Source organism: Rhodococcus sp. FH8, assembly GCF_019266085.1.
Taxonomy (GTDB): Bacteria; Actinomycetota; Actinomycetes; order Mycobacteriales; family Mycobacteriaceae; genus Rhodococcus_F; species Rhodococcus_F qingshengii.
Map to the genome: position 1 here is coordinate 1 of NZ_LPNQ01000079.1, position 12,832 is coordinate 12,832.

A 12,832-nucleotide genomic window follows, 5' to 3' on the forward strand; every position below is an offset into this window, starting at 1 on the left:
GTACCAATGTTGCTGCTGGTCAGACGATCACGTACACGGTGACCGGTGCGAACACGGGTAACACGACCCTTGATCCGGTGGTGTTGACCGATGATCTGTCGAAGGTTCTCGACAACGCCGCGTTGGTGGACGGTTCGCTCAAGGCAACTGTCGACGGTGTCGACGCGACTGCTCCGACCCTCGAGGGCACCACGCTCTCCTGGACGGGTGCACTCGAAGCTGGTAAGTCGGTTGTTCTGACCTATCAGGTGAAGATCAACGACGGTGTTGCCGGCGGCGTTCTGGTCAACAACAAGGTCACCGGTACTGCGAAGCCGCCGACCGGTCCGGAGATCACTCCTCCGCCGGTGACGACCGAGCATCCGGTGGTGTCTCCGAAGATCGCTGTGGTGAAGTCCTCTGATCCGGTGTCGGGTTCGAATGTTGTTGCCGGTCAGGACATCAAGTACACGCTCACGTTCTCGAACACCGGTAACGGTGCGGGTGAGGTCGCGCACTTCGACGATCTGCGTGGTCTGCTCGACGATGCTGATCTGGTTGCGGGCAGCTTGAGTGCTGATGCTCCGTTGACTGCTGCGATGGTCGGCACGGATGGTTTCTCGGTGACGGGGACCTTGGCGGCCGGCGAGAGCAAGACGGTGACGTACACCGTCACGGTCAAGGCTGATGCCGATCGCGTTGCGGCGAATGCCGACAACACGGTGCTCAACTTCGTTGTTCCGGGGACGACTCCTCCGGTTGATCCTCCGGAGGTGTGTGATCCGGCGACTCAGCTGTGCACGACGCATCCGGTTCAGGTTCCGGGGTTCACGGTCGCGAAGACTGCGGATCCGGTCTCGGGTACCAATGTTGCTGCTGGTCAGACGATCACGTACACGGTGACCGGTGCGAACACGGGTAACACGACCCTTGATCCGGTGGTGTTGACCGATGATCTGTCGAAGGTTCTCGACAACGCCGCGTTGGTTGTGGACGGTTCGCTCAAGGCAACTGTCGACGGTGTCGACGCGACTGCTCCGACCCTCGAGGGCACCACGCTCTCCTGGACGGGTGCACTCGAAGCTGGTAAGTCGGTTGTTCTGACCTATCAGGTGAAGATCAACGACGGTGTTGCCGGCGGGGTTCTGGTCAACAACAAGGTCACCGGTACTGCGAAGCCGCCGACCGGTCCGGAGATCACTCCTCCGCCGGTCACGACCGAACACCCGGTTGATGGCACTCCCGCAATCGAGGTACTGAAGTCCTCTGACCCGTCCACCACGAACCGTGTGGTTGGCGGCCAGGAGATCACGTACACGCTCACGTTCAAGAATGTGGGCACCGCGGATGGTGAGATCAGCTTCTACGACGATCTGACTGATGTTCTCGACGATGCAGTAATGACGAAGAATCCGGCTACTACTTCCACGCTGGTTGTTTCGGGTGTCGTCGACAACGTCTTCACGGTCACCGGAAAGCTGGCCAAGGGTGAGAGCGCGACGGTGACGTACACCGTCAAGGTCAATCCTGAGATCGGAACGTTGTCAGGTCCCGGATTCACTCCGGGCGTCCTGAACAACTACCTGGTGGTTGGTGGCGAGAACCCGCCGGTGGACTGTGTTCCGGGCGACGCTCTCTGCACCGAACACCCGGTGGACCCGCCGGAGACCACCACCACGGTGCCTCCGACGACCACCACGACGCCGCCGGTCACGACGGAGCCCTGTGTTCCTCCGACGACGACGACCACGCGGATGGTTCCGACCACAACGGTTGCGACGACGACGGCTAGCGCGACCACTGCCGGTGACGCTGATGTGACCGGTACGGAGGAATCCACCACCACGGAGGAGACCACCACGGAGGAGACCACGACAGAAGAAGTTGTCGCGGAGGAGATTGTGGATCCGTGTGGCGTGACGACAACGACGCCGCCGACGACAACGCCGCCGGTCACGACAGTTCCGCCGACCACGACGGTTCCGAACACGACGGTGCCGGTTACACCGACGATCATCATTCCCCCGATCGTCGTTGTGCCTCCGATCGTCGTACCGCCGACGGTTCCGGGTCAGCCGGTTCCGAGCACGGTTCCGGGACAGCCGAAGCCGCCGACAGCAAACCCGGGTCAGCCGGGTCAGCCGAAGCCGCCGACGTCTGCTCCTCAGGGTGGAACGATCAACTCGGGTGGTGGCGCTGGTGAGAGTGGCGTGAACACCGGATTGCTCGCGGCAGGCGGTTTGGTTCTGCTGCTGGCGCTGGGAACGGGTGTTGTTCTCCTGACGCGTAAGCGTCGCGAGGATGGTGACAACTGATTCTCTTGAGAATCTGAGGTAAACGACGTGGGGCAGATCGCAGAGTATGCGATCTGCCCCACAGTCGTTTTCGTGTGTGCTACGAGCCGAGCCGAGATCCGTCCTTCTTCCAGGCTGCAACTACCGACGGGCGAGGCTGGGAGGAACCACCGTCGGGCCAATGGGATGCGGGGCTTTCGATGCTGGCGTCGTCGGTCTCGCCGGGGTGCTGGACGCAGACGATGACGCGCTTCTCGTCCACGATGGGGCCGCAGGTTTCGGCGCCGACGGGAACGGTGAGGAACTGCTTTGTTTCACCGCGGTTTTCGCCTTCGAGGACAACGCTGAACAGTCCGTCGTTGGACTTGAGTGCGTTGCCGTCGGTGGAGATCCACAGATTGCCGTGCGGGTCGAAGGCAAGGTTGTCCGGGCATGAGATGGGGCTGACCTTGCTCTTGTCGAACCCGCCGAAGTAAGTATCGGCTGTGGCCGGATCTCCGCAGACGAGAAGAAGATTCCAGCCGAAGGTGGTGCCGGCGTGGTCGTCGGTGATTTCGAGGACCTGGCCGTTCTTGTTGTTGTTCCTCGGGTTCGCCTCGTCGGCCGCGGCACCACCGTCGACTCCGCGCTTGGTGTTGTTGGTCAGTGCGACGTAAACCTTGCCGCTCTTCGGGTTTGCCTCGAAGTCCTCGGGGCGATCCATCTTCGTTGCCCCGACCTTGTCACCGGCCTGGCGGGTGAAGACGGCGACCTCTTCGGCGCTCATACCGTCTACCAGCGATTCGCCCTTGCCGTCTTCGCCGGTGCGCAGGATGGCTACCCACTCGCCGGTTCCGTCGAACTTGCCGTCCGACGGGAGTTTGCCGGTTCCGTCGATCTCGCCGGCGGAGTTTCCGCTGAGCTTTGCAACGTACAGTGTTCCGGCGTCGAGCAGAGTCATGTTGTGGCGCATGGCTGCCTGACTCTTGCCGTCCTGCATCTTTCGGCTCGAAACGAACTTGTACATGTAGTCGAAGCGCTCGTCGTCGCCGCTGTAGGCGACGACGGTACCGTCCGACGTGATGTAAATGGTGGCGGCTTCGTGCTTGAAACGTCCGAGCGCTGTGTGCTTGATCGGAGTCGACGACGGATCCCAGGGATCGATCTCGACGACGTATCCGAATCGGTTGACCTCGTTGGGTTCTGCGACCAGATCGAACCGCTTGTCGAAGCGTTCCCACTTGCGCTCGGAAGCGGCTCCGGCCAGACCGTAGCGCTTCAGCCGGGCTGCCACCGTGGGATCGGTGACACCCTCGGCGTTAGCGAAGTACTGGTTGAAGTTCTCTTCGCCGGAAAGCACTGTGCCCCAGGGTGTGACGCCGCCAGCGCAATTGTTGAGGGTGCCGAGCACTTTGGTTCCCGTGGGATCGGCACTCGTCTTGAGGAAGTCGCTACCTGCAGCGGGGCCGGTCACGACAAACTCCGTGGTTCCGGTGATGCGGCGGTTGTTCGATCCGATCTCCGGTACCAGCTTGCCGTTGTCGGATTCGCCCTTGACCTGGACGACCGACAGTCCGTGGCTGGCCAGGCCGATCTTGAACTGCTCCTCGGTCGGGTTCTCCGCATCGTAGCCGCGGAACATCGCCGGCTCGGTGGAGTATTCGTGATTGACCACGAGGAGGTAGGTGTTGGGCTGCCCGTCGACCGGGAGCAATCCGGCGAAGTCGTTGTTGAATCCGAACTGCAGTTCCTGTGCTGCCGCAGTCTGCTTGTCGAAGTCGAAGGCCGGGGCTCCGGCGAGAACGGCGTCACCCCAACGGATGACGACGGCCTGATCGTATCCGTCAGGGACGGTGACCTTGTCTTCCTTGTTGGGCGCGACGGCGTCGAAGTTCGTCCCCGCTGGTATGGTTCCGCCGCTGCTGCCGCTCGTCGAACCGGTTCCCGGTTCGGCACTTGCGGATTCGTCCGAACATGCGACGAGGGCGCTGCCCGCCCCCACCGCGAGCACTGCCATGCCGCTGCCCCGGAGCATGCCGCGACGAGTCAGTGCCGTGCGTGCGATATCGCGGAAGTATTCGCCGCCCGAGGTGTTGGGGACCTCATGAGAGCACGCGTTTCCGCACTTGTACTGGCAGGTGATCGACGCGCGTGCAGACACGCCGTCGTGTTTGACGAACAAGGCCAAAGGCTTGATAGCCACCGTGAACTCCCGAGATTCGATGTACGGACTTCGGGAACCGTAGAAGCTCTAAGCGAGGGTAAAGGAACGTAAAAATGAACGGCAAAACAACGAGGCGACCCTTACCTGCAATTTACGACGCGTCCCCGCGGGGACGTCGCATGACATTTGTCATCGCCGATCCATGACGGTGTCACCGCAGGTGATGACGCTGTGCACTGTTTTCGTCGCGGACTTCCCGCGAGGCTTGGAGGCATGAGAGAACCACATGAGGGAAGCCTCCTGACGGACCTGATGGACATCGGACCCGCACCCACGATGGGCCGCGAACTTGTTGTGATCGTGGTGAACATCGCGATCATCGGAGGGGTATTCGCGATCATCGGCTCCAATCCGGTGTCCTGGATTCTTGTTGCCGCTCTCGCGGTCTACGCGGGCATTCGATTCACGATCGGACTGCGCAGCTGGAACCGAGAGGAGGCGCAGCGATGAAGGGCGATCCCGTGATCGACGTAGTCGGAATGTCGCGGCGCTACGGCTCCGGCAAGGAGGCGTTCGATGCTGTTCGCAATCTGGATCTGAGTGTTCAGGAAGGCGAGCTGTTCGGCCTCCTCGGAACAAACGGTGCCGGCAAGACATCCACTCTCGAAGTGATTCAGGGCCTTTCACGAGCCAGCGCCGGTACGGTGCGCGTTCTGGGAATGGATCCGGTGCGCAACCGCAAGCAGATTCGACCGTCGCTTGGCATCATGCTCCAGAAGGGTGGGCTTCCCCAAGACCTGACTGCTCGTGAGAGTTTGGCGATGTGGGCCGGAACGTGCTCGAATCCGCTTCCCGTCGACGAGGTGCTCGAGCGCGTGGACATGCGTGACCGTGGCGATACCCGCGTGAAGTTCCTCTCGGGCGGTGAAGCGCGCCGACTGGATCTGGCGTGCGCGATCATCGGCCGGCCACTCGTACTGTTCCTCGACGAACCGACTACTGGTTTGGATCCCGAAAGTCGTCGTAACACTTGGCAATTGATCGCTGACTTGAAAGCGTCGGGCGTCACCATCATGTTGACGACGCACTATCTCGACGAGGCTGAATCCTTGTGCGACCAATTGGCGATCATGCACCGTGGATCGGTCGTGCGCAGCGGAACCGTGGCGGACGTCGTCGCAGATCATCCCGCTCAGATCAAACTGCACCACCCAGGTCTTCCGCTCCCAGCGCTGGCCGGCGCCGAGGTGCGCGTCGAAAACGATCTGGTGGTGATCACCACTCGCACCGTCCAGGAGACGCTGACGGAACTGCTGCTGTGGGCGCAGCACAATGATGTCTTGCTGACCGGCTTGGATGCCCGAGCGGCGTCCCTGGAGACAGTATTCCTCTCCATTGCAGACCAATTCGATCATCACGCAACTCTCGAAGGAGCGTCGGCATGAACCGCATCGCAACCCTGTCTCGTTCGGAGTTCACGCTCCTGGGACGAAATCGACTGTTGCTCTTCAATGCAATCGTCCTCCCGCTGATCTTTCCCGTGGGAATGCTGTACCTGTCGCGAGACGGCGGGCTGTCGGACAAGTCGGTGTCGGCAGGCCTCGAGGTATTTGCGCTGTTCCTTCTCGTCTTCGTGGTCTTCTACAACTTGCTGTCGGTGTACGCGACGCGCCGTGACGAGTTGGTTCTCAAGCGACTACGGACCGGGGAATGCAGCGACGCCGAGATCCTGGCGGGCCCGGCAGTGCCGTCGTGGGTTCTCACCGCACTGTTGACGGTGGTCGTCGGAATCGCCGTGATGGTTCTCGGCGGTAGTGCTCCGGTCAATCCGGTGCTGGTGCTGGTCGCGGTGATCGGCGGCGCCGCGCTCTTCACGGCGCTGGCGTTGATCACTTCGGCTGTCACGCGAAATGCAGAGGCGGCGCAGATCACCTGCATGCCGATTCTGATTCTGGCGACGGCAGGTATGTCCTCGATCAGGAATGTCGTGCCGGACAACATTGCTCGCATTCTCGATTTCACTCCGCTGGCCGCAGTAGTCGACCTTCTCAATCTCGGATGGCTGGGGCGGACCACTGGCGAACTGGCTGATCTGGGCGATGCGCCCGGTGCGGCGGCCGGATTTGTCGACACCTTCGGTTCGGCTGGGCAACCGCTGTTGGTCATGCTGGCGTGGATCGTCGGTTCGGTTCTGATCGCGAACGTCCACTTCCGCTGGGAACCGCGTTCGTAGAACTCTGAGAAGGTAGTGGGCATGATCGCGCAGAACTTCGGACGCTGGAATCCGAGACGGACGTGGCGAACCGCGTCGAACGTCGACAAGGTTCGCCTCTACACGCGGCAATCGTTCATCATGGTCGCAGTGGTTTTCGGTGGCTTCGGTGCGGTCACCGAGATCGTTGCGGATCGGTACCTGTCGGGTGTCTTCCTCGGAATCAGTGCCGTTGCGTGCGGCATCGCCGTCTCTCGGATGTCAGATCTGGGCGGAGTCGTGGCCAAGCCCGTCCAGATTCCTCTTGCCGTGATGACGTTGTCCGCGTTCTGCTCGGCGGGAATCGCCTTGGGAAGCAATGGCGAGAACGGCCCGTACTTCTGGCTCGCGGCAATCCTTGTCGTGCCCCTTGCTGGGTTGACGTCGTTGCGCTGGCTGATCGTGGGCTCGGTGGCCGCCGGGGTTGTACTGGGACTGCTTGCGGGTCCGGAAAGCGGCGTGTCCGTCGGAATCGTCGCCGCCTTCATGGGGCTGACCGTTTACATGTCGGTGTGGCTGCTTCGCATGGTCACCGAATTGGACGAGGCTCGCGGAGCTGCCGCTGCCCTGTCCGTCGCCGAGGAGCGATTGCGATTTTCGCGCGATCTCCATGACGTCGTCGGGCGGGCACTGTCTGCAATTGCAGTGAAAAGTGAACTTGCAGCGACTCTTTCACGGCGCGGTGACGATCGTGCGGCCGCGCAGATGGACGAAGTACGCGAACTTGCGCAAGATTCTCTCGACGAAGCGCGCGAGTTGGTTCGGGGATACCGGTCCATCGCCTTGGCGTCGGAGCTGGCCGGTGCGCAGTCTCTGCTCGAGGCCGCCGGAATCTCCACCGCGATACGTGGATCGGCAGATCAACTGCCGGTGGAACTGGCCGAGGCCGCCGCGTGGGTCGTCCGTGAAGGCGTGACCAACATTCTCCGGCACTCCAGTGCCGAGAATTGCAGCATCGAGGTGTTCGCGGACGGCGTCGTGATTGCCAACGACGGCGCACGGATCGCAGAGCCGAACAACGGAACCGGCCTGAACGGATTGCGCGAGCGCGTCGGCGCCGTCGGAGGAACTGTCGAAACCGTGCAGGACGAAGATCGCTTCACCCTCACCGCCCACTTTCCGTCCCGAACGAAGGAGTCTCGGTGACCGAGCCGATCAAGGTACTGCTGGCCGACGACGAGAACCTGATCCGCTCGGCTCTGGCCATGATGTTGTCGCTCGAGGACGACATCGTCGTCGTGGCAGAAGCCGAATCCGGCGAGGATGCCGTGATCGCTGCTGCAAAGCATCAACCTGACGTAGCTGTGCTCGACCTCCAAATGGCGGGTATCGACGGCATCGAGACGGCGCAGCAGATTGCGCAGACGGTCTCGGGGTGCGTCTCGATCATCGTGACGAGCCACGGGCGTCCTGGGTACTTGAAGAAGGCACTGTCAGCAGGTGTCCGCGGATTTCTACCGAAGACGACGCCTGCGGCGACGCTCGCCGAGGTGGTCCGCAGCGTCCATGCCGGCGGGAGGTACGTCGACCCGTCGTTGGCTGCCGAGGCGATCGGCGCCGGCGACTCACCGCTTACTCCGCGCGAGGCGGACGCACTCGAATACGCGGCCGACGGGGCATCCATCGAGCAGATCGCTTCCCGGGCACACCTGTCTGCGGGTACCACCCGAAACTATTTGTCGTCAGCTGTCACCAAACTCGGTGCGGCCAATCGGCACGAAGCTGCAGTGATCGCCCGCCGGCAGGGGTGGATTTAGGGCCTCCGGCCCCCGTGCGCCTTTCTGGTTGCGGGCACTACCAAAAAGGCCCTGCGATGTCGAGAATCCCCGACTTGCTTCGTCCCTGTAGTGAAGTGCGACCAGAATGGGTGGCACCGACACAGAGGAGATTCACGATGGCCAAGTACTTGCTGCTCAAGCACTACCGCGGCGCTCCGGCTGCAGTCAACGACGTGCCGATGGACCAGTGGACACCGGAAGAGATCACGGCCCACGTGAAGTACATGCAGGACTTCGCGGATCGGCTCGAGAAGGCGGGCGAGTTCGTCGACGGTCAGGCTCTCGCTCCTGAGGGCACCTTTGTCCGGTACGACGGTGAGGGTCGCCCGCCGGTCACCGACGGCCCGTTCGCGGAAACCAAGGACCTCATTGCCGGCTGGATGGTGATCGACGTCGACAACTACGACCGAGCCGTCGAATTGGCCGGGGAGCTCTCGGCCGCGCCCGGCGCAGGCGGGAAGCCGATTCACGAATGGCTCGAACTGCGCCCGTTCCTGACCGAGCCGCCGACCATCACGGACTGACGACTCTCATGGACGACGCGCTGCTTCGACGTCTGACTCCGAGCGTGCTCGGCATCCTCGTCCGCCGCGGAGCAGATTTCGCGTCGGCCGAGGATGCCGTGCAGGATGCTCTGCTCGAGGCGGTCAGGACCTGGTCGGACAACCCGCCGCGGGACCCCAAGGGCTGGCTGGTCACAGTGGCCTGGCGGCGGTTCCTCGACGGGATCCGGTCGGATGCGGCTCGTCGCAAGCGGGAGTTTCTGGTTGACGAGCAGCCAGGCGAGCGGCCGGTCAGCGGGTCGGTGCCGGGCGTGGACGACACACTCCAGCTCTACTTTCTGTGCGCTTGGTGGAAAAAAACTTTTGGGGCAACACGCCTTTCGCGGACGACATCAAACGGTCGATTGCCGAGTGCGCGGCCGGCACCCACCGCAGCGTGCAGAAGGCTCTGCCTGTCGGAATTTCCGATCGCCCGATCATCGAGGACGCGATCACCGGTCCAATTCCCCGCGTCGTCATCGACAAGGAACCTCTGGCCGAGATTCCCGTCCACCCGGTCCCCGCACCGGTCACGCCGCAATTCACGGCAACACCGAGCCTGGACGACATCTTCGAGTCCGAGTTCTTCGGGGAAGGAACAAACTGATGGTGGACTTCGCATCGACGGATGACCAATGGTCAACCGAGGACGAAACGAACTACGCGGACATGGACAATTACGATCCGACCGCGACCGGCGACGAGTATGAACCGACCGCCGAATGGGGCCATCCTGATCCGGTCGACGACGAGAATCCGACTGTCGAAGTCAACGACGAACAGGGACACGACGAGGACGATTCGACGGTCACCGGCGAAGAATCAGCAGGTGAGGAAGGCGGTGGCCAAGACGATCCCACTACCTTCTCGGATCCAGCTCCCTATAGCGGGGACACCACCGTAGGAGAAGAGAAAGAGCCTGTCGAACCGCTGTATGCGAATGTTGTCGAGTTCGTCGAAGAGTTCTTTACGCAAGTCATTCGCCGAAAGATGGGCATGGGCGCCGGAGACGGTGGCAACGTTTGGGACCCACGCTGGATGCTGTATCCCGAAGTCGCCGGCCGCCTCAAAGCGCTCTGGCACGCGTACGAAGAAGCCCGCGCGTCCGACAATGCGTCGGCAATGTCGAACTGGTGGATTCACCACCTCGAACCCCATGTCCGCGTGATCTTCGACGGTGACACCGGACCTATGTCGCACGCCAAAGAAGACGGTTCGTGGATGGGGCACCCGGCGCTTCCGTACGAACCCGTACCTCGGGAGCTACTGGCCGCCCTCCTCGGCGAACACCCCGAAGATTGACCACCCACCTTTCGTGAAAGGCACCGCCATGCTCGCCCTGACCGACGCACGTTCAGCACAGCCCCGACATCGCCAGTCCTGCAAGTGCGGAACGACTGTGCGATCGGATGGACGAACTCACTGCGCGCACCCGTCAAGACCTGAACGCCGAAAGCAAGGAGTAACCGCATGAACACTGGAATTGACCTGGTGTGCGCATGCCCGCCCCCCATCACGATGTCCGGTGGCACGCTCGTCTTGTTGGTGACCTTCTCGGTCATGGGGGGGTGTGTTGATCGCGGGGGCGGTGACAGTGCGGCGCTGGTCGATCAGCCGCAAGCCGGCCTCGACGGCGCTCGCTATACGAGATGCAGCGGCTGACACGTCTACTTCTGATAGCGGTGCGCCGTGACCACGGCCGAGGGTTCGTGGCTGGTGGATCCCGCGCAGTACGCCCCCGACGAGAGCGGGGAGCCGACGTTCCCGTACCCGAACAAACTCGTCAGCATCAACGAAAGCAGCGAAGAGGGCGCTGCCGAGCGGGACCGGATACACGCCACCTGCGACCCGATCGTCTACACCCAGTACCGAGAAGAGGCCGTCGAGAACGTCCTCGACTGGTTTCTGCGCACCGGCCCCGCACACGCGCTGGAACTGCATCACCAGCCCGCAGCCGCGCAGGCACTGCGGGATCTACCCGAAATCTGGCATTGGGTGGTTCTCGACAAGCCGACGTTGCTGCGCAAATACGTCGGACCGCTGAAAGCAGCGCTCGAGGTCATGAACGCGACCATGCACGCCCGCCAGGACGCGCACGACCTCGACGCGCACACTGCCGCTCGCGCTGCGGCGAAGCTGTTACCACTACAACCGCGAACAGGTCCGGGGCGGCCGACGCCGTTCGTCCAAGACATCGGCTGGGGCGTGCGCAACATGCTGACGCCGCTCGGATCAAAAGCTGGGGTGTGGGCAATGCAGGTGATCTGGCGCGGAATCGAAGCCGCTCGCCTCGCGGACGATCTGACGCCGGAAGCGTACTCCGATGCGATCGAGGCGGATCTGCGGCGCGCGTTCTTCGACCACGTCGAAGCCGCGATCTGGGTCCCGAAAATCACGAGCGAAGACAACGAACATTCAACAAGTGGAGGCGATCCGGAATGAGTCGCCGCTACGCAGATGAACCTCAGCCGAGGATATGTCCGAGGAGGAGTTCAACGAGGCGGTGACAACGTTCGGCGCCGAATACCGATCGCTGCTGATTCCTCGTCCCGGCAATCTCCTTGACGTGCTGACGATGGCCTACGGCGGCGATGTCGAGAAGATCACCGCATGGCTCGATGATCCGAACACAGAGGTCGACGAGTACCTCATCCACTGGACGCTGACCCCGGTGATCGCTCGGTTGGATGTGTATCGACGATCAGCATCGTTGGTTGGGAAGACGTTTGCGGAGCTGTGCGCTGAAACCCGCGCCCTGGCCGAGTCTGGGGTTATACCGCCGCGTGTCCGGAGTTTCCTCGTTCCGGCAGGAGCTTCTCTGGCTACTCGTCCAACGGGAGATCCCGGGCAATAACCCGGGCAGCGTCGACGATTAAGTCGATGAGACTTCGTGCGCTGGCACTCAGGGATCGGTCTGCGGGCATGGTGATTCCAATTGATCGAGGAACGGTCTCCAACGATGTCGTAAGCATGGTCAGTTGCTCGTCACCCGCGCCGATCAGCATAGGCAGTGGGGCAATCGCATCCGTTCCAATCAGAATCGAACGCAAGGTAAGGATGGTCGAGCACTCGATTATGTTGTGTGGCAGACCAAGCCCCTCACGGGAGAACAATTCGTCGAGCTCATCTCGCAATTGAGTGGGGCGCCCCGGCAGGATCCACGGATAATCCATCAAATCTTCAATGCTTTGCTCATGACGTTGGACAGCTGGATGATCTTGTCGCACCACGATTCGCACAGGCTCGTCGTATAGACGAATGTGGTGAGCGCCATTGCGGAAGCCGCTTGGGTCAAGACGCCCGACTACCAAGTCAATTTCGTCGCGCGCAAGACTCGTCGCGAGTTCCTCGGGAAGCCCTTCGATCACCGACACTGACAGGTTCGGCTGCGTTTTCTTGAGTGCCACCAACGCTTGCGGCAGCAAGGAATACGCTCCGGCAAGATTCGTTCCCACTCGTACTGGCCGAGCCCCGACTCTCTGGAGTTCGTCAATGTGATCAGCCGCGTTGCGCAAGTTGTTCAGGACCGTGCGAGCACTCTCGAGAAATATTTCGCCGAACTGCGTCGGCAGTACACCCCGCGGCTTCCTGTCGAACAGAGAGACTTCCAGTACTGCTTCTGCCTCACGCACCGCACGAGTGATAGCGGGTTGTGTGACGCGCAGAACTTCGGCGGCGCCGACCATGCTGCCTTCGTCTGCAAGTGTTGTCAGCAGCACGAGATGCCGAATTTTCAGTCTGCCGTCGAAAAGTCGCTGCGAATCCATCGCCCGTCACCCGTCCGTAACATCGAAGAAATAAAGTGTGACTGGTATTACAGTTTGAGCATATCGAAGCGAACAATA

At 61.8% G+C, this 12,832-nt stretch carries 14 protein-coding genes and 1 pseudogene; 13 read left to right on the forward strand and 2 right to left on the reverse strand.

What is annotated here, in order from left to right; all coding sequences use genetic code 11:
* On the forward strand, nucleotides 1-2,294 hold a 2,294-nt coding region (locus ATN38_RS26595; RefSeq protein WP_218748991.1), incomplete at its 5' end, for an isopeptide-forming domain-containing fimbrial protein.
* 79 nt (nucleotides 2,295-2,373) lie between these two features.
* Here ATN38_RS26595 and ATN38_RS26600 read toward each other — a convergent pair.
* Nucleotides 2,374-4,455, reverse strand: coding sequence for a PhoX family phosphatase (locus tag ATN38_RS26600; RefSeq protein ID WP_218748992.1), 2,082 nt, complete (start codon nucleotides 4,453-4,455; stop codon nucleotides 2,374-2,376).
* 234 nt (nucleotides 4,456-4,689) lie between these two features.
* On the opposite strand from ATN38_RS26600, the gene ATN38_RS26605 reads away from it, so the two are divergent.
* The 12 genes and pseudogenes from ATN38_RS26605 (at nucleotide 4,690) to ATN38_RS26655 (ending at nucleotide 11,841) form a co-directional block, all read left to right on the forward strand.
* Entirely contained in the window at nucleotides 4,690-4,926 is a 237-nt protein-coding gene (locus ATN38_RS26605) for a hypothetical protein (protein ID WP_019746144.1), read from the forward strand.
* Complete coding sequence (locus ATN38_RS26610) at nucleotides 4,923-5,861, forward strand: ABC transporter ATP-binding protein (protein ID WP_218748993.1); 939 nt, start codon at nucleotides 4,923-4,925, stop codon at nucleotides 5,859-5,861. Before ATN38_RS26605 ends, ATN38_RS26610 begins: the two co-directional genes overlap by 4 nt.
* Entirely contained in the window at nucleotides 5,858-6,649 is a 792-nt protein-coding gene (locus ATN38_RS26615) for an ABC transporter permease (RefSeq protein WP_019746142.1), read from the forward strand. Before ATN38_RS26610 ends, ATN38_RS26615 begins: the two co-directional genes overlap by 4 nt.
* Before the next feature lie 21 nt (nucleotides 6,650-6,670).
* The gene (locus ATN38_RS26620; RefSeq protein WP_021334419.1) at nucleotides 6,671-7,813 is read left to right on the forward strand and encodes a sensor histidine kinase; all 1,143 of its coding nucleotides are present in this window, start codon (nucleotides 6,671-6,673) and stop codon (nucleotides 7,811-7,813) included.
* Nucleotides 7,810-8,424 (forward strand): response regulator transcription factor, encoded by a 615-nt coding sequence (locus ATN38_RS26625; RefSeq protein ID WP_218748994.1) that lies wholly within the window; start codon nucleotides 7,810-7,812, stop codon nucleotides 8,422-8,424. Before ATN38_RS26620 ends, ATN38_RS26625 begins: the two co-directional genes overlap by 4 nt.
* Before the next feature lie 137 nt (nucleotides 8,425-8,561).
* A complete protein-coding gene (locus ATN38_RS26630) occupies nucleotides 8,562-8,969 on the forward strand; it encodes a YciI family protein (RefSeq protein WP_021346141.1) in 408 nt (135 codons plus the stop codon).
* An 8-nt stretch (nucleotides 8,970-8,977) separates the two neighbouring features.
* Nucleotides 8,978-9,295, forward strand: a pseudogene (locus tag ATN38_RS33450) (sigma factor); the annotation flags it as partial.
* A 2-nt stretch (nucleotides 9,296-9,297) separates the two neighbouring features.
* Entirely contained in the window at nucleotides 9,298-9,594 is a 297-nt protein-coding gene (locus ATN38_RS33235; RefSeq protein WP_223258010.1) for a hypothetical protein, read from the forward strand.
* On the forward strand, nucleotides 9,594-10,289 hold the full coding sequence (locus tag ATN38_RS26640; RefSeq protein WP_020909807.1) for a DUF4913 domain-containing protein: 696 nt from the start codon (nucleotides 9,594-9,596) through the stop codon (nucleotides 10,287-10,289). The genes ATN38_RS33235 and ATN38_RS26640 overlap by 1 nt, the downstream gene beginning before the upstream one ends.
* A gap of 168 nt (nucleotides 10,290-10,457) precedes the next feature.
* Nucleotides 10,458-10,649, forward strand: a complete 192-nt coding sequence (locus tag ATN38_RS26645; RefSeq protein WP_148209227.1) for a hypothetical protein — start codon at nucleotides 10,458-10,460, stop codon at nucleotides 10,647-10,649.
* 27 nt (nucleotides 10,650-10,676) lie between these two features.
* The gene (locus ATN38_RS26650; protein ID WP_020909806.1) at nucleotides 10,677-11,429 is read left to right on the forward strand and encodes a hypothetical protein; all 753 of its coding nucleotides are present in this window, start codon (nucleotides 10,677-10,679) and stop codon (nucleotides 11,427-11,429) included.
* 34 nt (nucleotides 11,430-11,463) lie between these two features.
* Entirely contained in the window at nucleotides 11,464-11,841 is a 378-nt protein-coding gene (locus ATN38_RS26655) for a hypothetical protein (RefSeq protein ID WP_020909805.1), read from the forward strand.
* On the opposite strand, the gene ATN38_RS26660 is transcribed toward ATN38_RS26655, so the two are convergent.
* Nucleotides 11,810-12,754: a LysR family transcriptional regulator gene (locus ATN38_RS26660; protein ID WP_020909804.1), complete on the reverse strand. Its 945-nt coding sequence runs from the start codon at nucleotides 12,752-12,754 to the stop codon at nucleotides 11,810-11,812. The genes ATN38_RS26655 and ATN38_RS26660 overlap by 32 nt on opposite strands.
* Between the last annotated feature and the right edge of the window lie 78 nt (nucleotides 12,755-12,832).

Bases quoted from the DNA above. Each gene is read 5' to 3' on its own strand.
- ATN38_RS26640 (WP_020909807.1), top strand. From the start codon at position 9,594: ATGGTGGACTTCGCATCGACGGATGACCAATGGTCAACCGAGGACGAA.
- ATN38_RS26645 (WP_148209227.1), top strand. From the start codon at position 10,458: ATGAACACTGGAATTGACCTGGTGTGCGCATGCCCGCCCCCCATCACG.
- ATN38_RS26655 (WP_020909805.1), top strand. From the start codon at position 11,464: ATGTCCGAGGAGGAGTTCAACGAGGCGGTGACAACGTTCGGCGCCGAA.
- ATN38_RS26620 (WP_021334419.1), top strand. From the start codon at position 6,671: ATGATCGCGCAGAACTTCGGACGCTGGAATCCGAGACGGACGTGGCGA.
- ATN38_RS26660 (WP_020909804.1), bottom strand. From the start codon at position 12,754: ATGGATTCGCAGCGACTTTTCGACGGCAGACTGAAAATTCGGCATCTC.
- ATN38_RS26615 (WP_019746142.1), top strand. From the start codon at position 5,858: ATGAACCGCATCGCAACCCTGTCTCGTTCGGAGTTCACGCTCCTGGGA.
- ATN38_RS26605 (WP_019746144.1), top strand. From the start codon at position 4,690: ATGAGAGAACCACATGAGGGAAGCCTCCTGACGGACCTGATGGACATC.
- ATN38_RS26610 (WP_218748993.1), top strand. From the start codon at position 4,923: ATGAAGGGCGATCCCGTGATCGACGTAGTCGGAATGTCGCGGCGCTAC.
- ATN38_RS26630 (WP_021346141.1), top strand. From the start codon at position 8,562: ATGGCCAAGTACTTGCTGCTCAAGCACTACCGCGGCGCTCCGGCTGCA.